The sequence below is a fragment of the Psychrobacter sp. NG254 genome (genome assembly GCF_015277735.1).
Taxonomy (GTDB): Bacteria; Pseudomonadota; Gammaproteobacteria; order Pseudomonadales; family Moraxellaceae; genus Psychrobacter.
Genome location: NZ_JADHDA010000001.1, coordinates 535,759 through 562,685, shown reverse-complemented (window position 1 = coordinate 562,685; position 26,927 = coordinate 535,759). Strand labels below are relative to the sequence as shown.

General features: G+C 44.2%; 20 protein-coding genes. 11 read left to right on the top strand and 9 right to left on the bottom strand.

The genetic code is table 11. The features are described from left to right. Positions 1-249: 249 nt before the first annotated feature. The 5 genes from IP510_RS02250 to accC all read left to right on the top strand — a co-directional run bounded on the left by IP510_RS02250 (position 250) and on the right by accC (position 6,055). Positions 250-747, top strand: a complete 498-nt coding sequence (locus IP510_RS02250; RefSeq protein ID WP_194363159.1) for an EVE domain-containing protein — start codon at positions 250-252, stop codon at positions 745-747. A 152-nt stretch (positions 748-899) separates the two neighbouring features. Beyond that, complete coding sequence (locus tag IP510_RS02245; RefSeq protein ID WP_194363158.1) at positions 900-1,940, top strand: hypothetical protein; 1,041 nt, start codon at positions 900-902, stop codon at positions 1,938-1,940. Positions 1,941-2,471: 531 nt separating this feature from the next. After that, complete coding sequence (locus IP510_RS02240; RefSeq protein ID WP_194363157.1) at positions 2,472-3,839, top strand: MATE family efflux transporter; 1,368 nt, start codon at positions 2,472-2,474, stop codon at positions 3,837-3,839. A 300-nt stretch (positions 3,840-4,139) separates the two neighbouring features. Then, positions 4,140-4,568, top strand: a complete 429-nt coding sequence (gene accB / locus IP510_RS02235) for an acetyl-CoA carboxylase biotin carboxyl carrier protein (protein ID WP_194363156.1) — start codon at positions 4,140-4,142, stop codon at positions 4,566-4,568. Between the two features lie 125 nt (positions 4,569-4,693). Next, entirely contained in the window at positions 4,694-6,055 is a 1,362-nt protein-coding gene (gene accC, locus IP510_RS02230; RefSeq protein ID WP_194363155.1) for an acetyl-CoA carboxylase biotin carboxylase subunit, read from the top strand. Positions 6,056-6,182: 127 nt separating this feature from the next. Here the strand turns inward: accC and IP510_RS02225 are convergent, their stop codons facing one another. Both IP510_RS02225 and leuA read right to left on the bottom strand, forming a co-directional pair. Next, positions 6,183-6,818, bottom strand: coding sequence for a hypothetical protein (locus tag IP510_RS02225; protein ID WP_194363154.1), 636 nt, complete (start codon positions 6,816-6,818; stop codon positions 6,183-6,185). 220 nt (positions 6,819-7,038) lie between these two features. After that, entirely contained in the window at positions 7,039-8,823 is a 1,785-nt protein-coding gene (leuA, locus tag IP510_RS02220; protein ID WP_194363153.1) for a 2-isopropylmalate synthase, read from the bottom strand. Between the two features lie 221 nt (positions 8,824-9,044). On the opposite strand from leuA, the gene IP510_RS02215 reads away from it, so the two are divergent. Then, complete coding sequence (locus IP510_RS02215) at positions 9,045-9,533, top strand: Lrp/AsnC family transcriptional regulator (RefSeq protein ID WP_194363152.1); 489 nt, start codon at positions 9,045-9,047, stop codon at positions 9,531-9,533. Between the two features lie 5 nt (positions 9,534-9,538). On the opposite strand, the gene IP510_RS02210 is transcribed toward IP510_RS02215, so the two are convergent. The 5 genes from IP510_RS02210 to IP510_RS02190 all read right to left on the bottom strand — a co-directional run bounded on the left by IP510_RS02210 (position 9,539) and on the right by IP510_RS02190 (position 16,137). After that, positions 9,539-10,795: a YbfB/YjiJ family MFS transporter gene (locus IP510_RS02210; protein WP_194363151.1), complete on the bottom strand. Its 1,257-nt coding sequence runs from the start codon at positions 10,793-10,795 to the stop codon at positions 9,539-9,541. A gap of 124 nt (positions 10,796-10,919) precedes the next feature. Continuing rightward, on the bottom strand, positions 10,920-12,263 hold the full coding sequence (locus IP510_RS02205) for an ABC1 kinase family protein (RefSeq protein ID WP_194363150.1): 1,344 nt from the start codon (positions 12,261-12,263) through the stop codon (positions 10,920-10,922). A 170-nt stretch (positions 12,264-12,433) separates the two neighbouring features. Then, positions 12,434-13,237: a HesA/MoeB/ThiF family protein gene (locus tag IP510_RS02200; RefSeq protein WP_194363263.1), complete on the bottom strand. Its 804-nt coding sequence runs from the start codon at positions 13,235-13,237 to the stop codon at positions 12,434-12,436. A 48-nt stretch (positions 13,238-13,285) separates the two neighbouring features. After that, positions 13,286-14,158 (bottom strand): peptide chain release factor N(5)-glutamine methyltransferase, encoded by an 873-nt coding sequence (gene prmC / locus IP510_RS02195; protein WP_194363149.1) that lies wholly within the window; start codon positions 14,156-14,158, stop codon positions 13,286-13,288. 50 nt (positions 14,159-14,208) lie between these two features. Next, positions 14,209-16,137, bottom strand: coding sequence for an AmpG family muropeptide MFS transporter (locus IP510_RS02190; RefSeq protein ID WP_194363148.1), 1,929 nt, complete (start codon positions 16,135-16,137; stop codon positions 14,209-14,211). Positions 16,138-16,913: 776 nt separating this feature from the next. Between IP510_RS02190 and katG the strand changes: the two genes are divergently transcribed. The 5 genes from katG to IP510_RS02165 all read left to right on the top strand — a co-directional run bounded on the left by katG (position 16,914) and on the right by IP510_RS02165 (position 24,710). Continuing rightward, a complete protein-coding gene (gene katG, locus IP510_RS02185; protein ID WP_194363262.1) occupies positions 16,914-19,091 on the top strand; it encodes a catalase/peroxidase HPI in 2,178 nt (725 codons plus the stop codon). A 338-nt stretch (positions 19,092-19,429) separates the two neighbouring features. Continuing rightward, complete coding sequence (locus IP510_RS02180) at positions 19,430-20,359, top strand: LysR substrate-binding domain-containing protein (protein WP_194363147.1); 930 nt, start codon at positions 19,430-19,432, stop codon at positions 20,357-20,359. A 220-nt stretch (positions 20,360-20,579) separates the two neighbouring features. Continuing rightward, positions 20,580-23,138 (top strand): membrane-bound PQQ-dependent dehydrogenase, glucose/quinate/shikimate family, encoded by a 2,559-nt coding sequence (locus IP510_RS02175; RefSeq protein ID WP_194363146.1) that lies wholly within the window; start codon positions 20,580-20,582, stop codon positions 23,136-23,138. 357 nt (positions 23,139-23,495) lie between these two features. Then, positions 23,496-24,497: an LLM class flavin-dependent oxidoreductase gene (locus IP510_RS02170; RefSeq protein ID WP_194363145.1), complete on the top strand. Its 1,002-nt coding sequence runs from the start codon at positions 23,496-23,498 to the stop codon at positions 24,495-24,497. Between the two features lie 48 nt (positions 24,498-24,545). Further along, complete coding sequence (locus tag IP510_RS02165) at positions 24,546-24,710, top strand: hypothetical protein (protein ID WP_194363144.1); 165 nt, start codon at positions 24,546-24,548, stop codon at positions 24,708-24,710. Positions 24,711-24,808: 98 nt separating this feature from the next. On the opposite strand, the gene IP510_RS02160 is transcribed toward IP510_RS02165, so the two are convergent. Continuing rightward, complete coding sequence (locus tag IP510_RS02160) at positions 24,809-25,840, bottom strand: ornithine cyclodeaminase family protein (RefSeq protein ID WP_194363143.1); 1,032 nt, start codon at positions 25,838-25,840, stop codon at positions 24,809-24,811. Positions 25,841-25,907: 67 nt separating this feature from the next. Continuing rightward, positions 25,908-26,867 (bottom strand): AEC family transporter, encoded by a 960-nt coding sequence (locus tag IP510_RS02155; RefSeq protein WP_194363142.1) that lies wholly within the window; start codon positions 26,865-26,867, stop codon positions 25,908-25,910. Positions 26,868-26,927: the final 60 nt, after the last annotated feature.

Here is a 26,927-nt window from a genome sequence, read left to right as displayed (position 1 = left end):
TTATTATGTGATGAGCATGGTGTAATATTCAATGACGATTGTCATTAAAAATATCGCTAGGATAACGGCTAGATGGCTGAAAGAAAAGCTGATATAGCATAAAACTATTAACAAAATGACGTATAAAGCTTCTATTAACCGTAGCAAATGATAGGCAGTATATAGAAACTTTATGAGAAGAACACTTGCGAGTTGGTTAATAAAAAGCCGACCATGGCAATATTAAAAATTAAGTAAAGGATAAAACATATGGCGTATTGGTTAATGAAATCCAACCCCAAATTTTTTGGTATAGATGACTTACAACGATTAGGCACAGACAGCTGGGATGGTGTCCGTAACTACCGTGCTCGTAATTTTATGCGTGACGACATGAAAGTGGGTGATAAAGTGTTCTTTTATCACTCTAGTGCCAAACCCTCTGGCGTCGCTGGTATTATGAGCGTCAGTAAAGCAGGCTACCCTGACCCGACCCAGTTTCACCCTGAGCATCGTCACTATGACCCTATCGCGACTGAAGACACGCCGCGTTGGTATATGGTTGACCTTACTTTTGAGCAAGCATTCACTGACGTTTTGCCATTGTCAGAGCTAAAGTTTTTGCCTGCGCTTGAGGACTCACTACTGCTCAGAAAAGGCTGTCAGCAATTGACCGTGATCCCTTTAGCACCCAAACACTGGCGGACGATTATGGATATGGCAGACACCCTTGATCTATTGGGCGATCAAAACCAGTTTTTACCATAATGATTGAATAATATCAATGCTATCAAGGGCTGTTTATTGAGACCTTCACTGCTTAACACTTACTATATTTATGCCCAGAGATGTGTTGCTCTATAGGTAACCATCACCCTCTATTTTTATTAATTCTTTATAACCATCATCAGGATTCATGTATGAGCGCACCCAAGCTATTATTATCTGTATTATCGATCAGCATTCTCAGTGTCACCCTCAGCGCTTGCGGTAGCGACGGTGACAAGGTAAAGGAAGAGTACGACCGTATAGAAGATCAGGTAAAAGATGAATACAATCGCGTGGAAGATAAAGTTAAAGAAAAATATAAAGAAGTCGAAGATAAGCTCAGCGATGATGAAAAATCTATGGCAGAGATTTTGGAATCCGTATTTTTACCAGAGGAGTCACTGGATAAATTCTTGGATAAATTAACACCAGAAGGTGGCCGAGGTGGTCTTTATGTCGGTCATTTCGTTGAGATTGATGATGGCGACAGTAATGACATCGATATTGGCGCTGTCTACTTCGACATCAGTAAAGATGGCGCAGGCAGTGTCGATGGTAGCTTTAGTTATCAGCAGCAGGCCTGTCAAGAAAACAATGTATTGGGTATAAATTCAGCCATTAAAGTAGATAATTATATCGCTGGCAAAGTAACCGGTAGCCTCGATACTCTAGAGTTCTTAGATATTAAATACGTAAGTAATTTAGGGTTAGAGACCCCAAATATATTGACCACGTTTGCGGGTAGTTTTGAGGAAAAGGAAGCGGGATCGCCTTGGAAAGGCAGCTTTGAATATCAAGATGGTTTAGGTGGCAAGAAACTGTCAAGTGGCGAAGACAATTGCAACGTGACGTATACCATCAGTGATCGCTCTAACTTTAGAACATATCCACTTGATTATAGCGTGGGTAATATGGATGTCGATGTCATCGGTAATGGCAGTCAAAAAACCATCACATGGCAAAACCCTGCCAATACCAAGCATATATTGGTCAGCCAAATCGATGTCAATAAAGCCGAGTCTGGTGCGAACGGTTATGTACAGAACCTAGTACTGAGTAATCTTGAAACACAGTTTGCACCAATCATTCCAGACAACGCCACCAATTATGCAATCGTCGTACAAGCATTTGATGAGAATAATACCTTAATCGGTTATCAAGCCGTGGTACAAGATTTGCCTGAATCGTTGTAGGTAAACAAGCGCTACTCTATTTTCAAGTAGAGTGCGCTTGCAGGGTGTATAAGGTCTCTTGAACGTTGACATTGTATCTTTGCTTCTTTACCATCTAGTCTATATATAACCTGTCAATCTAGTTTTTGGATTGACGGGTTATTTTTATTTTAGTGCCTGTTTTAGTGCCTATATTAGCGTCTGCGCTTTTATTTTAGCGCTTTTCCGATATAGGCTTGCTCATATTATTTATAAGCGTATCATCGTCGGCACTAGGGTGTGTCCTCATTTCAAAAGTGGAGATAAAAATGAGATAAATTGCCGTCAAACGAGAAAAATAGTGTAGATAATATTGAGATATTGACTAACTATTTGACGATGTTTGGCAAAATTTAAGCCATTTTTAGCCCAGTTATAGGACTATCGTTTGAATTGAGGACATGCCCTAACCTTCTCATGCTGCCTCAGTTTTGATTTACTGATGACAGTGTTTACTTACTAATAATCACTATCTTAATAACAATTACTGTAAAGAATAAAAAGTTGCTCACCATGGTTTTTCCATTATCTTTTAAAGACTTCAAAAGCTACAGCCTACGCCTAGGCATACTTGCACTACCTATCTTGATTACTCAGTTTTGCCAAGCCGCACTCGGCGTGGTCGATGCTATTATGGCCGGTCAAGTTTCTGCACTTGATTTGGCAGCGGTGGCTGTTGGCTCTGGCATTTGGCTGCCACTTTTTTTATTGGCCACAGGTATATTAATCGCCACCACCCCGCTTATTGGTGAGGCCATCGGTCAAGACCAGCACAATCAGGTGCCACATATCACACAGCAGTCCTTGTGGACCGCAAGCGTCATTGGGGTTATTGGTTTTATCATCGTAAACTTGGCACCCAATGTGCTAGGGGTTATGGGTGTTCCTGAGAATATTCAACCTATCGCCACACAGTACTTGCATGGTGTTTCATTCGGTTTTCCAGCCTTGGCTATTTATGCCGTACTGCGCAGTTATTGTGAAGCACTAGGTCGTCCTGAGCCTGTGACCGTCATTAGTATTATTGGCTTGCTGGCAGACATCCCTCTGAACTATATCTTTATTCATGGTTTGTTTGGTATGCCTGAGATGGGCGGTGCAGGCTGTGGCGTGGCAACCGCACTGGTCTTATGGATAAATGTCTTATTACTGGCGGCTTATACCAGCTTCACGAAACGTCGTGAGTTTGCTAGCACGCGCTTCTTTTATGGCTTTACCAGTCCCAATCGCGCGCAAATCAAAAAACTGCTAAAACTTGGCATTCCTATTGGTATCTCTATCTTCTTTGAAGCCAGTCTATTCAGTTTGGGTGCACTGGTGATTAGCCCATTGGGTGAGCTCGCAACCGCCTCGCATCAAGTGGCGCTAGCGGTCACCTCACAGCTGTTTATGATACCGATATCTGTTGCTATGGCACTCACCATCATGGTCTCAAATCGCTTTGGCCAAAAAAACCTCATGGCGTTGCGTCAAGTACAAGCCACTGGACTTGTTTGGACGGTGGTTATCGCCATCGTATGCATGCTTGGCATTTGGCTGTTTAGACCAGAGCTCGCAGCTGCCTTTACTGACAATCCAGAAGTTAGAGCTCAGTCTATGCATCTGCTGATATTTGCCCTAGCTTATCAGTTGTTTGATGGCTGGCAGGTCAATGTCGCTGGTATATTGCGCGGTATGCAAGACACCACCATCCCGATGTGGGTCACGCTCTTTTGTTATTGGCTAGTAGCATTGCCATTGGGTGTTTACTTGGTACGTTTCACTGATATCGGCGCACAAGGGTTCTGGATGGCGTTGATCACAGGTCTGTTTTTATCATCGATTTTGTTGACATTGCGCCTGCTGTATCAGCAAAAACGCTTAACAGCATTGTGGGGCTAAACGGGTTAAGCCTGTTTTATACTGTTATTGCTCATCACTACTCAATCATCGCTTAACATTGATTTGACTGTACACGTGTAGATGTAACCTTGCTCTATTGGATAATATTCACAAAGACGATGGTTGATAACAGTGAATTTCTTACTAAAAGAGATGGCTTACGTCAAAATATGTAAAAATCCTCAGTTAACAACTGTACATTGATTGCTCATTGCCTTGAATCTAGGTATCATTAGCAATTAATTAGACAATATTTAGTTACACTATTTCTTGAATTTAGTATAAGGTCAGATAAAAACTATGGATATTGAAAAAATACGCACCCTCATCGCCCTTATGGAAGAAAGTGAACTGGTGAATTTAGAGATCAGTTCTGACGACGAACATATTAGTTTGACTCGTCACTATGATACGCCTGCACCTACTATGATGGCAGCCCCTACTGCTGGTGCGGCTCCTATCGCTGCTGAAGCAAAACCTGCAGCAAAAGCGGGTAACGTTGAGTCCTCACCAATGGTTGGTGTCTTCTATTCAGCGTCAAGCCCTAATGATCCACCGTTTGTAAAGGTCGGACAAAAAGTTCAAGCGGGTGATACCTTAGGTATTATCGAAGCCATGAAAATCATGAATCCTCTTGAAGCGACTCAAAGTGGTATTGTTGACGAAATCTTGGTAGACAACTCTGAAGTCGTACAGTTCGGCCAACCTGTCATACGCTATAAAGCGTAACGATATTTGCCATACTTTACTTCATTACGACTGATTTTTGATAGCTGTATCGTACTGGGCTTAACCAATACAACACTATATTTCAAGAGTCAGTCAATGACTGATGTTTCGACAAGGATGAACCCATGATAAAAAAATTGCTCATTGCCAATAGAGGTGAGATTGCCCTGCGTATCGTTCGAGCCTGCAAAGCCTTAGGTATCGAAACCGTAGGGGTCTACTCTACTGCTGATGCCAACTTGATGCACCTACGCTTTGTTGATGAGGCAATTTGTATTGGCAAACCCAATGCGAACCAAAGCTATTTGGATATCAATACTATCCTAACAGCCGCTGAAATAACTGGCGCGGATGCTATCCATCCGGGTTATGGTTTTTTGTCTGAAAATGCAGAATTTGCAGAACGCGTAGAAGAAGCCGGCTTGACCTTTGTGGGTCCTAACGCTGATCATATTCGCTTGATGGGCAACAAAGTCTCTGCTATCAATGCCATGAAAAAAGCAGGCGTACCAACGGTACCTGGTTCTGTTGGTGCTGTCACCCTACATAATGCCGAAGAACAAGCCCGTAATATTGGTTTTCCGCTAATAATTAAAGCAGCTTCTGGCGGCGGCGGACGCGGTATGCGTGTCGTTGAGCGCTTTGAAGAAATTGTCGGTCAAGTTCAAGCAGCCAAGCAAGAAGCTGAGCTGTGGTTTGGTGACGATACCGTCTATATGGAACGCTATTTACAAAACCCGCGCCACGTAGAAGTACAAGTATTGGGTGATGGTAACGGTAACGCTATCCATCTGTATGATCGTGACTGCTCATTGCAGCGTCGCCATCAAAAAGTACTAGAAGAAGCTCCTGCCCCTGACATCCCAGATGATATACGTGAGCCCATCTTAAGAGCTTGCGTAAAAGCCTGTGAGCTTGTTAAATACCGAGGTGCTGGTACGTTTGAATTCTTGTTTGAGAATAACGAGTTTTTCTTTATTGAGATGAATACTCGAGTACAGGTTGAGCATCCAGTGACTGAGATGATCACTGGTATCGATGTCGTCGTCGAACAGCTCAAAATCGCAGCCGGTTATGGTCTGTCTTATCGTCAAAGTGAGATTGAGATCCAAGGCCATGCGATTGAATGCCGTATCAATGCTGAAGATCCAGTGACCTTTATGCCTTGCCCTGGTACGGTCAATCAGTTGTTTGCGCCAAGTGGCTCAGGCGTTCGATTTGATTCGCATTTGTACCCTGGATACGAGATACCGACCTATTATGACTCATTGATTGGCAAGCTTATCTGTCATGGTCAGACACGTCAGCAAGCCATTGCCAAGACTGTACACGCACTTGATGAATTAATCATCGAAGGCATCAAAACCAATATACCATTGCATCGCGATGTGATTTTGGCAGATGATGACTTTACTCGTGAAGCCCAAAATATTCATTATCTCGAAAGAGAGCTGTTGGTCGCTAACAAAGACAAAAAAGCGTTATAGTATAAAGATGCTCAGCATATAATTAACGCCATAAAAAAACCGCTATATCGATAGCGGTTTTTTTATGATCTTTGGATTGTGTTCTCAGGTCACTCGATCGATATCTAAATGAACACAATCTCAGCAGTTATGGCAAAACTCTATTAAAGTTCATAAAGCACTCGTTGCCATCAGGGTCAGCACACCACTGCATTTGATTGCCATCATGGTACAAGAATGCAATCAATGCTTCATCAGTTTGGTCAACCTGGTTGCCTGAGCAATCAATTTCATTATTGTCATAAACGGTCTTTATGGCGATAATAGGCAGCCCCTCTTCACGATGCGTGACTAGGTAACGGCCATAGGTCCACTCTTTACCACTAGAAGCTCGCATCTCGTTATCAGCGCCAAAATTATACAACTCGCGACACTGAGTAGACTTATTGACTGAAGCAATCAGATTTTTGCTCGTAGTCGGCTGAATATTTAAGACGCGTGCCTCGCGTTGTGTGAGTATGCCACCATCTGTACCTGCTTCTATCGCTGGCTCTTCATTACTCGACTCTATGAGCTTTGATGTTTGCACATCACTTAATGCCGCTTGCCGAGCTTTCGCTTCTTTGGTCATTGTAATGTTGCTATCTAAATCAATTTCCCATTGTCCGACAATGGCTGGACTGATATGAGTCGTAATGGTTGGCTGGGTGGTGACCCCGCCATTTACTGGCAACGATGCTAGGATAGATGCGAGAGAAAAGGAAGCAAATGAGAGAGGTTCCATGATTAACCTTTTATTTATAATATTTTAATATATACATTAGCGTAAGTCTTAGACACCCAAAACACAAGTAACATTATGCTATTGCTCATAAATCCATAATCAGAATGTCATAGGCTTTTACCGCAAAAAAACGCCATCGCTTTACTTGCTAGAGACAAGAAGCGATGACGTTATTAGCATACAGAACTTTGCGTAATATTATTTGCTACTTAACCAACCACTAAGCAGCTTCTGTATTTAGTGCTTGAGCAAAGGCTGATAACGCCCCTTTTAGCATGGCTGATACTGTGCTACTACAAGTACCGATGCCAGAATAGACCTCACCATCGACATTTAGTTGAATGTAGGCTGCCGCATTCGCATTGGTTTTGTTATCACTATTGGTATCATCATCGATACCATTACCGCTGTTGTGATGCGGGTTAATCGCATGCTCTGCATAGTTGATGATATGTAGTGATTTGCCCGTATGCTGAGCCAATCCATCGATAAACGATGACAACGGCCCATTACCAGTACCATCGATATTAATCGTATCACTGTTCATCTGTACTTGACCGCTAAAATAAGCCTCGCCGCCTTTATTACTGACACTATAATCTAGTAACTCAAACTTGCCTTGCTGCAAATACGTGTCTTCAAAGGTCTGTAGGATTTCGTCATTTTGCAACTCGCGAGCAGCCGCTTCAGCTTGTTTTTGTACCACACGGCTAAAGTCAATCTGCATCCAGCGCGGTAAGTTAAAGCCATAGTTACGCTGCAAGATATATGCGACGCCGCCTTTACCTGACTGGCTATTGATACGTACCACATCTTGGTAGCTACGACCAATATGCGCAGGATCAATGGGCAAGTATGCCACGTCCCAGACGTTGTCCGTTTCGCTCTGATTGCTTTCATTGTAATCGAGAGATTTTTTGATCGCATCTTGATGTGAGCCACTAAATGCCGTGAAGACCAACTCGCCTACATAAGGATGACGTGGGTGCAATGGTAAGTTATTACATTCGCTCACAACCTGTACGATTTCACTCATATTGCTAAAATCGAGCTCAGGATCGATACCTTGGCTAAACAAGTTCATGGCCATAACTATGATGTCCATGTTACCTGTACGCTCACCATTACCAAGCAATGTACCTTCGATACGATCTGCACCTGCAAGCACACCCAACTCAGCTGCTGCTACCGCACAGCCACGGTCATTATGAGTATGCAAGCTCACAATCACATGCTCACGCTGCGCTAGATTACGGCAGAAATACTCTACTTGATCAGCAAAGACATTGGGCATAGAAGCCTCAACCGTCGCTGGCAAGTTAAAAATAACTTCTTGACCTTGCTGTGGCTGCCACACGTCACACACTGCATCGCAAACCTCTACAGCATATTCAGTCTCTGTCTGACTGAAGCTCTCTGGCGAGTACTGAAATACCCAATCTGTCTCAGGGTACTTTGCCGCATACTCTTGCAATAGCTTGGCGCCTGCGATAGCAATCTCTTTGATTTCAGCTTTATCTTTGCCATAAACTTTTTCGCGTTGTACACGGCTGGTTGAGTTATAGACATGGACGACCGCACGTTTTGCGCCTTTTAACGATTCAAAAGTACGGGCAATTAAATGCTCGCGCGCTTGTACCAATACCTGTAACGTCACATCTTCAGGTACATGGTTTTCTTCGATAAGCTTACGCGCAAAGTCAAACTCTACCTGCGCCGCTGACGGAAAACCAATCTCGATCTCTTTGAAACCAACATCTACTAAGGTCTTAAAGAAGCGCATTTTTTGTTCAATCGTCATCGGATCAATCAGTGCTTGGTTACCATCACGCAGATCCACACTTGCCCATATCGGTGACTTCTCAATCGTCTTGCTTGGCCAAATACGATCTGGCAGCGATGGCGCAAATGCAAATGGACGGTATTTACGGAAGTCAAAAGCGGCACTTTTTGGTGTAATCTTTGCAGTCCCTGTGGCTGCAGTGTGCGTGGCTTGGTCAGACATAATCAATCCTTAGATGACTTGGTTATTTATATATTTAGCTAGGCGATTAGCTGTTGATTAGATCAGTATTTATCATATGAGATAACTAGTGTTCATACCATAATAATATCAAAGTTTAACAGAGAGAAACCTGCTTTCTTTTACTTTATTTTCTGTTATTTTAGTGGAAAAACACAATTTAGACATTATAATCGAACAAATTCACTATTAAGGCTTGAAAAATGCCAGACAATTATATGGATAGTACCGGGACAGCAGATATAGACGAGATAGATAGACAGTTGCTACGCTTATTGCAAACACAGGCGCGTATGAGCATTACTGAACTCGCTGAGCGCGTCAACCTGTCTGCCACCCCTTGCGCACGTCGTATCAAACGCTTAGAAGATGCGAACATAATCACTGGCTACCATACCAAAACCGATGCGCAAAAACTTGGCTATCCGCTAGCCGTGTTTATCGCTATTAGCATGGATCGACATACAGCAGAACGTTTTGAGCAGTTTGAACGCAAAGTTCAAAGCTTTGAGGAAGTCATCAGCTGTAGTATTGTCACAGGTCGCACCGAAGACTATCTGATTAAGGTCAGAGTACGTGATATGACACATTACGAAGAGTTTTTATTACATCGCCTTAATCGTATCGAAGGCGTGGCGCAAGTTCATACCAGTTTTGAGTTACGAGAAGTATTTAGCCGTAGTGTGGTTTAGACGCTCTAAGCAATCGTTGGCGACTGCCGACGAAACAATATTAATAACACCAATCCAATCATCAATCCGATAGCAGCAACAAGTAACCCTGCATTGAAATTACCATCCTGCCCTGCCAGCGCTACCGTGACCAAAGGTCCCAAGAACTGCCCTAATGCATAAGCCAGCGTTGCCAAGGCAATCAGCAAATTAGAATAAGCAGGGTTGATGTTTTTAAATAAAGTGAGTGTCATCGCTACCATACCGACGAAGGTCAATCCTAAAATTGCAGCATTGCCATATAACCCAAGCGCACCATCAAACCATATCGGCAAGCACATACCAAATGCTTGCAGTACCGTAAGACCCATCAAGGTATTTATCTCACCGATACGCTTGGCAAGCGCACCCCATAGTGGGTTTGACAACATCGCAAAAATACCAACCACCAACCAAATCATCAACCCAGCATACGTCTGCGTCGTTAAGCGCTGTGCTGCCATGACTGGCAGAAAAGTTGCCGAACTGATATAACCAAACCCTGCCAGTACATAGCTTACAGAAAGCAAAGCAAGTGCTTTATGGTGTCCAGAAATGGCTTCATATAAGGAGCGTTTGAAGTTTAAATAGGTTTGATGCACTGATACGCGCTGTCTAGAATCAGTCTGCTGCGAGTCGAAACCCTGTGCTGGTCTTGGTTTTACCGCATAGAGTAGCCATACCAGAGGTAAACTGGTAAAGCCTGCTACCAACCAGATCACATCAAAGTGATGGCCCAATTTTAGCAACCACCACGTTACGATGGCAGAGGCGCTAATGCCTACGCCAATACCTGCATAATGTACTGCCGAAAGCACAGAACGGCGCTCAGGGCTAAGGTTTTGAATGACAAATGATGAACTCAATATCATCGCTACCCCACTTGCAATACCTGCGATTAAGCGAATGATATACCATAGAGTTAACGACATATCAGGCACAACAAGTAGCATCGTTGTGACGACACTGATAATAGCCCACAGCGTCATGGTCTGCCATGTCGAGCGCTGAGGCACAAACATAGCAATAAGCGCACCGATAAAGTAGCCGATATAATTGATTGATGCCAGCCAGCCTGCAATGGTCGTTGATAGCGACAATTGCACCATAATATCAGGTAAGGTGGCGGTAAAGAGGAAGCGGCCATAACCCATAACGACTGCCATGCAGTACATACCTATACAGGCAATGGCAGCTTCGTTGGTAATCGTCGGGACCATACGGCTTTTAAAAGCAGTCATCATGACAGCGCCATTTTTGTGGCAATTAGCACACAATCCTTTGTGTTAGACAGTCAAAAGCAGTAGTAAAAAAGCAGGAATAAACAGTCACTAGATATGTTAGGTCTAGATAAAATATCAGCAAAAACTATGATACGTTTAATGTTGGCGTCTCTACCGTATCCTGCCCTAGCATTTGCACCCGCTGATCGCTAAACATATCCATGTCTGGAGCTAGCGTACGCATAAACCGATCAAAGTACAACATCTGTTTAGTCAATAAAGCGAAATCACGTGGGAAATGAATACCATGACGTTTGCCAACTTCGACAATCTCAAGCATCATTTTATTGAGCTCATCGGCTTGCTCTTTACTATTGAAAGGTACACCGCTCGTAAAGGTCTTGTCTTCTGCCATGATGGTTGTCATCATACGCTGCAAATCATTCCCCAGTGCAGCCACATCGACTTTATTGCCACCATGCGTCATTTCCATATCAATCATATGGCGTGCCATGGCTTGATAGTCACTGTCTTGCATGGCTTGCATCATGCCCATGCACGCACGCCAGCTCTCAGCTTTGAGTTTACCCACAATACCAAAATCTAAGAACCCAATGCGACCATCAGTCAATAGCATCAAATTACCCGCGTGTAGATCAGCATGGAAACTGTTGCATAACATGAGACTAGCAAACCACGTGTTCAAAGTATCTGCCATGACTTGTGCAGGATCAGCGCAGTACTGGCGCATAAGCGACTCATCGACCATAGAGACGCCATATAGACGGCTCATCGTTAGGACACGCTTGGTGGTCAGATCCTCATAGACGGTTGGTGCAACAACACGAGTATTGCCTGATACCGCTAAGAACTGCTGAAAATCGCGAATATTCTGTGCTTCAGCGATAAAATCAGTCTCGGCAAGCATACGCAGACGAATCTCATCGATAATTGGTGCAATACTCGCAAACTTCATTGAGGGCATTAGTATTTCAAGCAGCTTAGTCACGCTATGCAATACGCCCAAATCCGTCTGCATGATGGTTTCGACGCCAGGCTTTTGTACCTTTAGCACCACCTCATCGCCATTGTGCAGACGAGCTGCATGCACTTGAGCGATAGAGGCAGAGGCCAGTGGTTCTGAGTCAATATGGGCAAACTTATCAGCGAGCGTCATGCCATCAATCGCCAGCTCCTCTCTCAGAACTTGCTCGATATAAGCATAAGACAATGGCGTGGTTTGATCCAAACAGCTCTGGAATGCCTTGACATAATCACGTGGAAACAGCGACGGCGTACTGGCGATAAACTGACCGATTTTGATATAAGTCGTGCCCAATTGCTCAAAGGTTTCTTTGAGTAATATCGCGTCAGGTTTTTCACCTTTTGCCACTCTGAGCGCAGACAGGCCTGCCACGCTTGCTGTTTGGCGAACACGGTTCATGACATTGAAGGTATGCTTTAATAAATGCGGACGATGAATTTTCATAAAAAACAACTATGGTAATAAGAAGGATGTTTGAAGATAGGCAATACAATATAGAAATGCGTTAAAATCAGATTACTCAGTTATAGTCGGTTCAATATAATTTGGATACAAGGAAGGCGAGTGAAAGTACTACAAGTCGTAGACTAAGCAAGCCTGACACCGTATCCAATTTATAGAGGATTGACTATAGGACTGCTACAGACAGGACACTGCGGGTCTTTTCTATAACCCATCAGCCGTTGCTGCATCTGACTACCATCCCATATGAGCAGCTTGTTTGTCAGTGGATTTTTGGTTAATCCCAAATATTGCAGCGCCGTATTGGCTTGTAGATTCCCCATCACAGCCGTGGTGCTGGCGAGCACACCCGAGTTGGCGCAGGTACGCTCATCAGCCGCTTCGTCAAGCACCACTGAGCCAAATACGCAGTGATAGCAACCAGTATCGAGCTGAGGTTCGAACAGTGCTAGCTGACCTTGCATAGCAATCGCTGAGGCGGATAGTAGCGGGATTTGATAGCGCACACTAATGCGATTGATGATGTCACGCGTGGCAAAATTATCCGTACAATCCAATAGCAAGTCCGGCTTGCCTGCTGCCATATCGAGCAATTCATAGGCATTGTCTTCATCTAACCGCGCCACTGTGCCACGAGTCTTTATCAAAGGATTGATGCGCTCTAACATGGCTGCTGCGGTCAATGCTTTGGGTTTACCAATATCGTCAGGCAAAAACAGCGTTTGCCGTTGTAAGTTGCTCGCCTCAATCTCATCATCATCGATCAGATGGACAGAACCAACCCCAGCACGTATCAATGTCTCAGACGCAGGACAGCCAAGGCCACCTGCCCCTATTATGACCACACGTGCTACCTTTAATCGCAGCTGAGCATCCATATCCCAACCGTCTAATAAAACTTGCCGAGCATAACGGAGCAGCTCATCATCTGATAGTTGTACCAGCGCTTCTACCATAATCATTCAAAGCCTATAATCAAATAAGTTTACTAATAAAAAACCTGTCTACTGAGCTTGCCCTAGCGTGACGCGATCATTACCACCGTAGTCTTTTACAGTATGTACTGACTCAAACCCATTGTCTAGAAACAGCTGCCGCACCGCATTCCCTTGATCATAGCCATGTTCAATAGCTAATAACCCACCTGTACATAAGTATTTCGTCGCTTGCTGGACGATATGCTCGATATCAGCCAAACCCTGATTGGGTGCACTGAGCGCACTAATCGGTTCAGCTGTTAGACCTGCCAAATGCTCGTCTGTCTCGTCAATATACGGAGGGTTTGATACAATCACGTCAAACTGCGGCTCATCGTTAGTAGGTAACGCTTGATACCAACTGCTTTGAATAAACTCAACATCAGCAACGTTATTGCTCACCGCATTATGCTGAGCCACTTTCAGCGCCTCTGACGATAAATCAACCGCCACGATTTGCCAATTAGCGTGCTTTAACTCATGGGCAAGACTGATCGCAATACAACCTGAACCTGTCCCCAAGTCTAGCAATCGTTTATTACTAAGTTGCGCTGGCTGAGCGTTTATCCAGTTTAATACCTGCTCGACCAATACTTCGGTATCAGGCCTAGGAATCAAAGTATGCTCATTCACGTTGAAGCTCAGCGACCAAAACTCCTGCTGACCAGTCAGATAAGCAAGCGGTATGCCTTTCTGCATTTTTACCACACCAGCGTTGAACTGAGCAAGCTCACTAGCAGTCAGCTGATAATCTTCATCCGTCATCAACGCTATCGCAGGCTTATCTATGACATACAGCAACCAGTCCGTAAACCAAAACGATGGTAGCTGATTATGTACATCGCCATTCGTCAGTTGCTGGATGTGCTGCTTGATGTGACGAATGGTCGATACGGTCATAGATAGCTCTTAAAATACGGTGAATGAATAAAGGTAAAATACTGCTTAGCTTACTCTGATGCGCGCGGTGGTTCTTTGGTATCGGTCAGGTTAGGATTGGTTTTGCTTAGCTTGTCACCTATCCCATTACCGCCGCTGCCATCATTACTTCCATCATTATTGCCATCGCCGTAAATATCATCGTTATCACCAATGACAATGTATTTATCGACAAAATAAATCAACACCAAGATTGGAATACCAATAGCAAAGGTAAAGATAAAGAAAAATGGGTAGCCCATATTATCAACGATGGCACCAGAATAACCACCCATCACTTTGGGTATCAGGGTCATCAGTGAGGAAAAAATAGCGTACTGTACCGCGGTAAAGCGAATGGAAGTCAGTGCTGATAAAAAGGCAATAAATACAGCGCTCGCAAGGCCTGCTGCCAAGTTATCAAAAATCACCGCCAAATACATGAAAGGCAAACTGCCTGGATTGTATGTCAGGAGCACAAACAGTAAGTTGGTCGCACAGGCTAAAATCGCGCCAATCATCATGGCATGCATCATACGGAAACGCTGAGCCAATAGCCCGCCTAAGAAACCACCTGCAATCGCCATGATCACACCGACCAGTTTTACGGCATTGGCGATGTCTGTTTTGCTAAAGCCCATGTCTTGATAAAAGACATTTGAGATAACCCCTGCCACGATATCTGAGATGCGGTATAGACCAATCAATAATAATAGTAATAGCGCTTTTTTGCCATAACGGCGAAAGAAATCTAAAATTGGCTCAACCCAAGTTGCCATGGCCACTTCTTTTTTGACCAGACCCACTTGTACCAACACATAGCCTGCCACCATCGCCGCACCTAAGCTCACGAGCAGATGCAAGGTTTCTACAAGGAAGCTGACAAATGCCCCTTCAAACACTGGCAGGACTTGTCCCATCACTATATAAGCGGCGATAAACGCAATCACTGAAAACACAAACAATGCTACTAATCTGACGTAGTCTTCACGAGTCTCAGCGACCAATGGCGCTTTATTAATGATTTTGGGCTGATTGATAATGAAGTAGAACAGGAGCAACGGTGCGCACGCGACCAATGCCAAAAAGTAAAACTTGATGGCTGGCATCGCCATTAATGGTATTAAGGCGATTGTGCTATTAAATACTGTATTGATCAAAATATTAATCAGATAGATAACACCAAACAGCAAACCTGGTACGAGCAGTAAACCAGAATACACAAGGAATATTTTTAAATTGCTTTTTTGCTTTTGGGTTTGTACCGTCTCAGCGGTTGGCTCATAGCTAGCAAACGTCGTTAGCACCCCTAATGTCATGACTCCTGCCATGATGTAGTAAGTATTACGCCATGCCTCATAACTATAAAAAGTCTCATTTGAGCCGAAATAATCCGCCAAATACAATGCGCCCGCCCCAGCCACAATCATCCCGATACGGTAGCCTGACACATAGATAGAAGACAAAATAGACTGCATAGACGGCGGTGCCAGCTCGATACGATAAGCGTCAATCACGATATCTTGTGTCGCAGAAGAGAAGCCAAGCAGCACGGCAGCGCCTGCCATATAGACCAGTACATCCTCACTGACAGGGTTCACTTTTGCCATCAAAATGATCGCCAACACAATGAGTAGCTGCGACACGACCATCCAACTTCGGCGACGCCCAAGCCATTTGGTCAAAAACGGCACAGGGAGCGCATCAATCAATGGCGCCCAAATAAACTTGAACGAATACCCTAATGCTGCCCAACTAAACATGGTCACAACATTTCGGTCGATGCCTGCTTCTCGAAGCCATAATGACAGACTTGAGAAGATAAGTAAGATGGGAATACCTGCCGAAAAACCCAAAAACAACATAATGATAACGCGAGGATCTAGATAGGCTTTTGCAGCTTCACCCCATGATTTTTTGACAGCGGTTTGATGGGGTGGCACAGATTTGACGGCAGACATAATAACTCACCAATACTTAAGACAAAGAACACAACTGCGCACAATTTTTATCAATCTTTAGAATCAGTTATCGATAAAGGGATCGATAAAAATTGCTCAACGTTGCACAAATATAAGAACCACGACAAAACCAGTTATGGTACTTGAGAACCTCTACCTTGACTAGATATTTTTGCATTAACTTATTGATAGCATGCGTCATGCGATGGCTTATATTTCTTGATAGTCACGCAAACAATTGCATTGTCCCAACAAGGTTACCTTAGCTCTCTTATTTCTTACTAAACGCTCTCTTGAAAGATGTCTGACAATCACAGTATTTATAGGTAATATAAAGGTAGCAATAAAATTGACGCAAGCTTAATTAGTTGAGCGTACTCTATTGATTTAACCTTAACTGGCGATGATGAACTCAGGCATTAATAAAGGTTTAGATAAACAAAACATCAAGCTTTTTATGATTGGTAATTTAAAACTTATAATTCTTATATATTAGTTTTATAAATACATAGACCTTCGTTATGCTCTATGTATAAACAATGATTATCTCGATTAACTATTTTTTCTTTTTATTATTACAGCCTAGGAGCTCCATTATGTCTGACTCTACCAACACCCCAGCTGACAAAAACACAGCGCACACTACTACCGGTTGTCCCGTAAACCACGGAGATAACAATGCGCCCACCAATACCACCTATGATCAAGGTGATGGTCAAGGCCCAACGATCCATAGCGAAAACGTTGATAACTCGCACGAGCCTCAGCGTCCTAGTATGGGCGGCTGTCCTGTCATGCACCAAGCGCATACCACAAGTGCTTCTGCTGCGACAGATTGGTGGCCAAATGCGCTTAATCTAGATATCTTACATCAGCAAGATTACAAAACAGACCCAATGGGTGCTGATTTTGATTATGCTGAAGCTTTCAAACAACTTGATCTAGAAGCGGTCAAAACTGACCTGAAAAACTTGATGACTGAGTCACAAGAGTGGTGGCCAGCCGATTGGGGTCATTATGGCGGGCTAATGATTCGTATGGCATGGCATTCTGCCGGTACCTATCGCCGTGCTGACGGCCGTGGTGGTTCTAATACTGGTAACCAACGCTTTGCACCATTGAACAGTTGGCCTGACAACGTCAACCTTGACAAAGCACGTCGTCTGTTGTGGCCAGTCAAGAAAAAATACGGCAATAAACTATCATGGGCTGATTTGATGATTTTGGCAGGCAACATGGCTTATGAGTCTATGGGCTTTAAAACCTTAGGTTTCGCTGGTGGCCGTGCTGATATCTGGCATCCAGAAAAAGACATCTACTGGGGTTCTGAGCGCGAATGGCTTGCCGCTACCAAAAACCGTTACGACAGTGATGAAGATCGCGAATCATTAGAGAATCCTTTAGCAGCTGTGCAAATGGGGTTGATCTACGTCAATCCAGAAGGCGTCGATGGTAATCCTGACCCAATCAAAACGGCACAGGACATCCGTACTACGTTTGGTCGTATGTCGATGAATGATGAAGAGACGGTTGCTTTGACAGCTGGTGGTCACACCGTTGGTAAATGCCACGGTAATGGGGATGCAACGATACTAGAAGATGAGCCAGAAGGCGCTGACATCAAAGAGCAAGGCCTAGGCTGGCGCAACCCTAATGGCACGGGTAATGCAGGTGATACCGTCTCAAGTGGCATCGAGGGCGCATGGACCACGAATCCAACCGAATGGAACTATGAGTACTTTGACCTACTGCTCAATCATGAGTGGGCATTAACGAAAAGCCCAGCAGGTGCATGGCAATGGGAGCCCGTCAATATTAAGGAAGAAGATCGTCCTTTAGATGCGCATGACCCAAGTGTACGCCGTAACCCAATCATGACTGATGCTGATATGGCGATGATTAAAGATCCTATTTATCGTGAAATTTCAGAGAATTTCCACAACAACCCAGAGTACTTCGATGAAGTTTTTGCAAGAGCTTGGTTTAAGCTAACCCATCGTGATTTGGGACCAAAATCTCGCTATTTAGGTGCAGACGTACCATCAGAAGATTTCACGTGGCAGGATCCAATTCCAGAAGGTAACGCTGATCTAAGTGCTGATGATATCGATCACCTAAAAGCACAGATATTAGACAGTGGCATTGATCATCGCGAGCTTATTATTACCGCATGGGATAGCGCTCGTACCTTCCGTGCTTCAGACTATCGCGGCGGTGCCAATGGTGCTCGTATCCGTTTAGCCCCACAAAAAGACTGGGCAGGTAATGAGCCTGAGCAATTAAATCGCGTACTTGCAGCGCTTACGACTATCCAAACGAACTTCGATAAAGAAGTAAGCATAGCGGATCTAATCGTATTGGCTGGTAATACTGCCATTGAAAAAGCCGCAGCTAATGCAGGTGTTGAGATTGAAGTACCATTCAATGCTGGTCGCGGTGATGCTAGCGATGAGATGACTGAAGCCGAAAGCTTCTCTGATCTTGAACCATTACATGATGGCTATCGCAACTGGATCAAAGGCAGCTATGTGGTCTCTCCTGAAGAGATGCTATTAGACCGTACGCAGCTAATGGGTTTGACGGCTCCTGAAATGGTGGTATTGATCGGTGGTATGCGTGTCCTTGATACCAACTATGCTCAAAGCCAGCAAGGCGTTTTCACTGAGCGTGCAGGTACGCTTAGCAATGACTTCTTCGTGAACTTGACTGACATGAGCTACACTTGGAATCCTATCAAGACGGATAACAATGAAGCCACGACACTATACGAATTGCGTGAGCGCGCTACTGGCAACGTGAAATGGCAAGCCAGCCGTGTCGACCTCGTGTTTGGGTCTAACTCTATCTTACGCGCTTATGCTGAGCTCTATGCACAAGATGATAACTTAGAAAAATTCGTTAAAGACTTCGTTAATGCTTGGAACAAAGTCATGAATGCGGATCGTTTTAGCTAAGACTCACTGAAGGTAACATCATTATTTAAGTTGTAAACTAAGACAGTCATCTAAAGGTGGCTGTTTTTTTATGTTTGTAGCATATTGTCTTAGGGTATGCCCTCATTTCAAGGGTCAACAACTCGCTGACAAAAGACAGTATAAATACTTTTAGAGACTCTAAAAAATCTCCAATACACCTTGTTTATATTTATATTCCAAAAAAATATAAATAGATAACTATTTAGTATATACAAGAATAACCACTTTGTTTTACACTGTTCTCTTACTATATATTGATACATTTTTATTTTATGTATACGGACAGGGTTTGTATATTTATATGACAGGACTAAGTTATGGCAATTGATGTAGTGGTCAATCAGCGACATTTACAGATTCAGCTCAAGCAGCTGGAAACAGTATGGCATACAGTGATTAATGGCTATAATTTAAGTCAAGCAGCGACCGTACTACATACCAGCCAATCCAGTCTGTCGAAGCATATTGCTGCACTCGAAAATCAACTGAAGACCGAGGTTTTTGTTCGTCAAGGTAAGCGCCTGACAGGGCTTACGACCATGGGCACAGCGCTCATGCCACACATTGAGTCTATCTTTGCTGAAATCCGTACCATTGAAAACCTCAGTTTAGATTTTAATAATCCAAATATCGGCACACTGACCATTGCCACCACTCACACGCAGGCACGCTATGTATTGCCGCAAGTGGTAAAAGAGTTCAAGGATCGCTTTCCTAAAGTAAATCTAATCTTGCAGCAGGCAGATCCTGAGACCATCGCACAGATGGTCATTCGTGGGCAGGCCGATATCGGTATTGCTACTGAGTCCTTATTACATAATAATTATCTTAGATGCTACCGTTACTATGACTGGACGCATCGCGTCATCGTACCTAGCGATCATGAGCTTGCTAGCCTAGAGTCTATTGATCTGCCTACCCTTGCCAGCTATCCAATTGTGACCTATCACGGCGGCTTTACTGGACGCGGCGCAATCGATAAGACCTTTGAAGACGCAGGTTTAGAGCCGGATATCGTACTAGCAGCGCTCGATGCTGACGTGATTAGTACCTATGTTGGACTTGGCCTAGGCATTGGGATTATCGCAGAAATGGCCTTTGAGCCAAGCCATTATCAAAACTTAACTGCTATCCCAGTGGATCACTTCGGACGCTTTACCAGTTGGATGGCTGTACGTGATGATGCGGAAATCCGCCAATACGGTCGCGCCTTTATGGAGCTGTGTCAGAAACAATTTAACAACTAAAACCACCCTGCCAAACCGTTACTCCTAGCTTACCTCACCTTTACCGAACTTATGCATAAATGATAAAATAGAGTCTAGAACGTCATCCAGCGTTTGATTTATTTTTTCTTTATGCATGTATTGCTGGACGCCTAGACATTCAATGACTTAAACATTTGATGACTACTGGGTGTCGACCACTGCATGTCCATTTGCTTCTATGTAACAGGTGAGACCGCTCATGGAAAAACTCGTAGCGATCATTATGGCAATTTTCGCCGCCCCTCTACTTATCGGCGGCGCTTATCTGCTCTCTTTAGGCGGTAGTCCTTACTATCTCTTTGCTGGCGTTATCATGCTAACAACAGCATTTTTATTGTTCAAAAAACATTGGAGTGCTTACGGGCTATACGCTCTCTTTATAGTCGCGACCATTGTCTGGGCACTTTGGGAATCTGGCTTTTATTGGTGGGCGCTAGCGCCTCGAGTTGGTTTCCCGCTCATATTTGGTTTGCTCATGCTATTGCCATGGGTATCGAATAAGATGCGTGGGCACAAGACGCCAATATCGACGAGCGCTGCTAGCACGCCAACGACCACAGACACGACTAAGAAAAGCCCTCTGTACTATTGGGGACTGCTTGCCAGTGTCGGCGTAGGCGCGCTGCTCTCCTTTGGGAGTTTGGCAAACAATGCCACTGATAAATTAGGCGAACTTGATTTGAGCGCCACAGATGATGGCGAGCAAAACGCAACATCAACCGATACTGCTGCAAATCTTGGTGATCCTCTATCAAACGGTCAGCAAACGCCAGATGGTGAATGGAGCGCGTATGGTCGTACTGACTATGGACAACGCTACTCTCCTTTGACTCAAATCAACACTGATAATGTCAAAGATTTAGAGCTGGCTTGGCAAATCCAAACAGGTGATGTCAAAGGTCCTGACGATGTCGGCGAGACCACTTATCAAGCAACGCCGTTAAAAATTGGCAATGCGCTGTACTTATGTACGCCTCACAACTGGGTAATGGCACTAGATGCTGACTCTGGTGAATCACTATGGACGTTTGATCCAAAAGTAGAGAAAAACCTACAACGCCAGCATCAAACTTGCCGAGGCGTGTCTTATTATGCTGGTCAATCGGGATCTGATACGACGCCTGCCCTTACTAATGAAGGGACAAGCGATAACAGCTCCATTATTAATGAAGCTTTTGCAACCAGCAATGTGATGGTGCAAAAAATCGCTGGTAATACTTTTGAAAACGCGTCTAACCAATGCGATGCCAAGATATTTATTCCAACCTCTGATGCTAAATTATATGCACTTGATCCAAGTACGGGACAACGCTGCCAAGATTTTGGTGATGATGGTGCATTAGATTTGATGCATAACATGCCATTTAATCAAGCAGGGTATTACTATTCGACGTCACCACCAGTAATCGCCGGTGATACTATCATCGTAGCTGGTGCTGTCAACGATAACTATAATGTCAACTCACCTTCTGGTGTGATCCGTGCTTATAATGTCAATACTGGTGAGCTGCTTTGGAACTGGGACTCAGGCGATCCTGAAAACACAGCGCCTTTCGATGTCAATGACCCAACCCAAACATATAAGACCAGCTCGCCGAATTCATGGTCAGTTGCCACTGCCGACGAAGAGCTTGGATTGGCATACTTCCCAATGGGCAATCGTACACCTGATCAGCTAGGCAGTTATCGAAATGCGGCTGAAGAAAAATATGCAACGTCTGTGGTCGCGTTAGATCTCAAAACAGGTGAAGCACGCTGGGTTCAGCAGTTTGTCCATCATGACCTTTGGGATATGGATACCCCTGCTCAGCCAACACTGCTTGACTTAGATACCGCTGATGGTGTTCAGCCTGCGTTGGTCGTACCGACCAAACAAGGTGACGTATACGTCTTGAACCGCGCAACAGGCGAGCCGATTGTACCGATTAAAGAACGTGATGCGCCGCAAGGATATCTAGTAGCAGGAGAGCATGCAGCACCGACTCAGCCTTACTCTGGCTTGAGCTTTGAGCCTGAACCATTGACTGAAAAAGATATGTGGGGTGCCAGTCTCATTGATCAAATGATGTGCCGTATTGAGTTCAATCAACTCAATTATGATGGTCGCTATACACCGCCATCAACCAATGGTAGCTTGGTCTATCCTGGTAACTTCGGTACCTTTAACTGGGGCGGCATCGCGGTCGATCCTGAGAATGGTGTGATGTTTGGTATGCCGACATATTTGGCATTCACCTCAAAACTCATTCCTAGAGACACATTGGGTGATGCAGAAACCAACAAAGGTGAGCAAGGAGTCAATGGGAACGAAGGCGCCGATTATGCGGTTGAGCTTGGGCCTTTCTTATCGCCGCTAGGTGTTCCTTGTCAGCAGCCACCATGGGGCACGATAGCAGGTGCAGATCTGGCCACAGGTGATATCGCCTATCAGCGTAAAAACGGTACCGTACAAGACTTGTCTCCTATTCCAATCAAACTAGAATTGGGTGTCCCTGGTATCGGTGGTCCTATCATTACTAAGGGCGGCGTAGCGTTCTTGTCAGCGGCGACGGAAAACAACTTCCGAGCTTATGATCTGAAAAATGGCGATGTACTATGGAATGTTCGTATTCCAGCAGGCGGTCAAGCCACACCAATGACTTATTTGAACTCGAAAGGTGAGCAAATGGTGCTCTTGGTTGCTGGTGGACATGGTTCAGTTGGTACAACCATTGGTGATTACGTCCTAGCTTATAAGCTTGGTGATCAATCTAAATAGCACTATATTAGATAGCGCCTAAGTTGAATAACATGATGTTGATAAAGCGCTAATGATTTGACTCATTGTTGCTTTATCACTAGCCAATCAAAAAAGCAGGTAACTTAGGTTGCCTGCTTTTTTTAATGCCAAAACACAATACCGTTAAGGCCTCTTATGACCTTACTTATGGTTTATTTATAGCTTATTTTGACAAACGACAACCTTTATAAATACATATTAATAATTGTTAAGTGAGATTAAATACAGAGTTAGTCTACTTTGTTATGATTCATTAACAGTGGCTAGAGGTACTTGAAACTATGACCGCCCATAAGCATATCAGTAGAAAATAATTAATACACTACTGGAACATTTATGAGTAATAAAATCCCTTTGTCTTTCCTAGATCTCGCACCCGTCCCTCAAGGCAAAACCATCGCTGAAGGCATCGCCCAAACGGTTGAAACCGCGCAGCAAGCAGAAAAATCAGGCTTAAACCGTTATTGGATGGCAGAACATCACAATATGCCGGGTATCGCCAGTGCAGCCACGTCAGTACTACTATCGCATATCGGCAGTCAAACCAAACGTATTCGTATTGGTGCTGGCGGCGTCATGCTACCCAACCATGCCCCTCTAGTTATTGCCGAGCAGTTTGGCACCTTGCAGGCCTTGTATGGCGACCGTGTAGACTTAGGTTTGGGCCGTGCACCTGGTACTGATGGTGCAACGTTTCAGGCACTACGTCGACAAATGAAAGATGCAGAACGCTTTCCACAAGATGTACAAGAGCTCATGTATTTCCTAGGTAATGATACAGATGGCAGCCCTGTACAGGCATTTCCTGGTGCAAAATCAGGCATACCTATTTGGATATTAGGCTCTTCTCTGTTTGGCGCGACCTTAGCTGCACATTTAGGACTACCCTATGTATTTGCCTCTCACTTTGCCCCGCAAATGCTTGGACAAGCAATTGAGGCTTACCGTGAACAGTTTAAACCGTCTGTCTACCTAGATAAGCCGTATGTAATGCTAGCTGCAAACTTATTACTGGCTGATGATGATGCGACGGCTCAGTATCATTTTACCTCAGCACAGCAGAGCTTTGTACGCTTGCGCCGTGGTGAGACAGGTCAAATGCCCAAGCCTACTCACGATATGGACAGTATCTGGAGTCAAGCCGAAAAAATGATGGTAGATAATGCACTGTCAGTATCATTTATTGGCTCTGTCGACACCGTCAAACCAAGACTCGAGGCATTTTTGGCAACCTATCAGCCAGATGAGTTGATTGTGACGGCTAACATCTATGACCAAGCCGCCCGTATCCGTTCACTTGAACTTACACCGGCGCTAAACTTATTTACTTTACAATGAAATGAGACACTTGCATAATTATTGTTGAACCTTAACTGGATTTTTGACATGGAAGCAACTCCCATTATCGGTGCCTCATTACTCATTGGCTCATCAATATTTATATATATTATGGCCTTTCTTGCGGTGATGGCTGTCGGTGGCTATCTGACCTATCGTACTAGTCCAAAGCAGAAGCAGCGCCGCGAAGACAAGCGTAATAGCGGACGCTAAATCAACACTAAAAGCCCTCTTTTCTTATTTGAAAAGAGGGCTTATTTAATTTTACTATCCGTCACAGAATAATTTATTATTTTCAATGATAAGCAGTTCTACCAATCTATTGAAGAACCAAGACTCTGTTGTTCGGCTTGTTTTGCCACGTATAAGGCAACTGCCGCATCAAAACTGGCCGCACCGACCGATTTAAATAGCGTAATACCTTTATCGCTCTTAGCAATGCCTTCTTTTAATTTTGCGGTAACCAACGCTTCCAAATCACCGCTCAGGTCATCCCATACCCACGCACAATCATCGCTGTCATGCGCCTGAATTAAATCACCCGCTTCGTGATGGCTGCCAGCCAAGTCATCAACGATAATCATCTTACTATTGGCAATCACATCATTGCTTATCTCTTTCATTGAAGGCTGATAGGCCCCGACTGCATTGATATGTACTTCAGATTTGATTTGATCAATACTGAATAAACCTTTAGTGGCTCGGGTTGCTACGTTAATAATATCTGCATCACGAACGGCATCGTCTAACGCTTCGCAGACTTGAATGTCTACATTCCATTGGGCATAATCACGGGCAAAACGTGTTTTAAATTGCTGTGCACCTTCATGATTTCTATTCCATAAATACACCGTCTTAATCTCTGAACGTACCGTTAGCACCGCATGCAATTGCTCATACGCCATGCCGCCACAACCAACCACTGCGACACTCTGGCAATCGGCTTTTGCCATATACTTGGTCGCGATACCTGACAATGCGGCGGTACGTACTTGCGTAATATAGATGCCGTCCATAACTGCTAGTATAGCGCCAGTATCGTTATTTGATACGGTAACAATAGCTGTGGTCGTTGGCATATCGCGACTGGGATTATCAGGACAGATAGTCACTAGCTTTACGACCGTGTATTCATTCTCACCATCATACATCGTGGCTGGCATAGATAAATGCGAGCCTGAACGATGACTATCAGAATCAGTAAAGGTGCTTATCACCAAACGCTCAGGTGATTTGATCCAATTAGGATGTGCTGCTTGCTGATGTAACAATGTCTCAATCGCATCAATGGCTGCCTGCATCTTAAGGTGTTCCGTCACGACTGCTTTATTTAACAATTGCAAGATCAATACTCCTACTTATGAATTTATTATTTCAATTTTGTGTCATCTTATAGCCCTAAAGCAGAGCTTACATCATACCCAATCCGCGTAAAGTTGCCGCGCCAATTGCCATGCCAAACATACCGACGACGGTGGTAAACGCTAGAATATTGGCCGCGAGTATATCGTTGCCACCCATCGCTTTTGCCATCACGTAACTGGCTGCAGCGGTTGGGGATGCCACCATCAAAAACAGCACGCCCATGTGTACGCTAGATAGACCAAATGCCAAGCCAATGGCGATAGCAACGATTGGCGCAATGACGATACGTCCTATACTGGCCTGCATAGACAGCCCTGACGGATGCAACATAGACTTCATATCGATACTAGCACCTGCGCAAATAAGTGCTAATGGCAAGGCTACTGCTGCCAATAAATCGCCGGTCGTATGAATGACACCAGTGATAGGCGGCAATGGCAGCGCTTTATAAACAAAAGCGCTAACCAATGCTAGAATCAGTGGATTGGTAAATAGCTTTTTTACAATCATAGTGCTACGGCTGACCCATGTATCATCTATGCTTTTGGATACGCGGCTTAAGGTGATAACTGCTAAAATATTAAACAATATCGTGACGACTCCCATGTAGACGGCCCCGATACTCAAACCTCGCTCTCCATAGGCGTTGGCAACCGTGGCCAACCCTATGATCGCCATATTACTACGGAACACACCTTGCACAAATACGCCTTGGTCAGCAGGTTTGCTCACAAAATACTTGGCGTAAATTTCCGCCCCGATAAACAAGAGGAACGTCACTAAAATACCGGCGATGATTAATGTGATTTGCTTGGCATAATCGACGTCACTATCGACCACACTAAAGAACAGCAAGCATGGCAGGCAATAGTTAAAGACAAAACTTGATGACTGATCGATAAATGTCTGGCTTGCCTCACCGCGTCGTTGCATAAAAAAACCCAACCACATCAAGGCAAGGTTGGGTAGGACAATAGTAATCGCAAAGACAATAGCATCAATCATAAATAGGCTCAATTCGATGACCTGCCCATCATGAGATGAGCATCAACGAGATAAGTTAAT

What these genes read in the sequence shown, in the direction of transcription:
- IP510_RS02240 (WP_194363157.1), top strand. Translation starts at nt 2,472, where the DNA reads ATGGTTTTTCCATTATCTTTTAAAGACTTCAAAAGCTACAGCCTACGC.
- katG (WP_194363262.1), top strand. Translation starts at nt 16,914, where the DNA reads ATGGGCGGCTGTCCTGTCATGCACCAAGCGCATACCACAAGTGCTTCT.
- IP510_RS02210 (WP_194363151.1), bottom strand. Translation starts at nt 10,795, where the DNA reads ATGATGACTGCTTTTAAAAGCCGTATGGTCCCGACGATTACCAACGAA.
- IP510_RS02170 (WP_194363145.1), top strand. Translation starts at nt 23,496, where the DNA reads ATGAGTAATAAAATCCCTTTGTCTTTCCTAGATCTCGCACCCGTCCCT.
- accB (WP_194363156.1), top strand. Translation starts at nt 4,140, where the DNA reads ATGGATATTGAAAAAATACGCACCCTCATCGCCCTTATGGAAGAAAGT.
- prmC (WP_194363149.1), bottom strand. Translation starts at nt 14,158, where the DNA reads ATGACCGTATCGACCATTCGTCACATCAAGCAGCACATCCAGCAACTG.
- IP510_RS02215 (WP_194363152.1), top strand. Translation starts at nt 9,045, where the DNA reads ATGCCAGACAATTATATGGATAGTACCGGGACAGCAGATATAGACGAG.
- IP510_RS02165 (WP_194363144.1), top strand. Translation starts at nt 24,546, where the DNA reads ATGGAAGCAACTCCCATTATCGGTGCCTCATTACTCATTGGCTCATCA.
- IP510_RS02155 (WP_194363142.1), bottom strand. Translation starts at nt 26,867, where the DNA reads ATGATTGATGCTATTGTCTTTGCGATTACTATTGTCCTACCCAACCTT.
- accC (WP_194363155.1), top strand. Translation starts at nt 4,694, where the DNA reads ATGATAAAAAAATTGCTCATTGCCAATAGAGGTGAGATTGCCCTGCGT.
- IP510_RS02175 (WP_194363146.1), top strand. Translation starts at nt 20,580, where the DNA reads ATGGAAAAACTCGTAGCGATCATTATGGCAATTTTCGCCGCCCCTCTA.
- IP510_RS02190 (WP_194363148.1), bottom strand. Translation starts at nt 16,137, where the DNA reads ATGTCTGCCGTCAAATCTGTGCCACCCCATCAAACCGCTGTCAAAAAA.
- IP510_RS02245 (WP_194363158.1), top strand. Translation starts at nt 900, where the DNA reads ATGAGCGCACCCAAGCTATTATTATCTGTATTATCGATCAGCATTCTC.
- leuA (WP_194363153.1), bottom strand. Translation starts at nt 8,823, where the DNA reads ATGTCTGACCAAGCCACGCACACTGCAGCCACAGGGACTGCAAAGATT.
- IP510_RS02250 (WP_194363159.1), top strand. Translation starts at nt 250, where the DNA reads ATGGCGTATTGGTTAATGAAATCCAACCCCAAATTTTTTGGTATAGAT.
- IP510_RS02180 (WP_194363147.1), top strand. Translation starts at nt 19,430, where the DNA reads ATGGCAATTGATGTAGTGGTCAATCAGCGACATTTACAGATTCAGCTC.
- IP510_RS02200 (WP_194363263.1), bottom strand. Translation starts at nt 13,237, where the DNA reads ATGGTAGAAGCGCTGGTACAACTATCAGATGATGAGCTGCTCCGTTAT.
- IP510_RS02205 (WP_194363150.1), bottom strand. Translation starts at nt 12,263, where the DNA reads ATGAAAATTCATCGTCCGCATTTATTAAAGCATACCTTCAATGTCATG.
- IP510_RS02225 (WP_194363154.1), bottom strand. Translation starts at nt 6,818, where the DNA reads ATGGAACCTCTCTCATTTGCTTCCTTTTCTCTCGCATCTATCCTAGCA.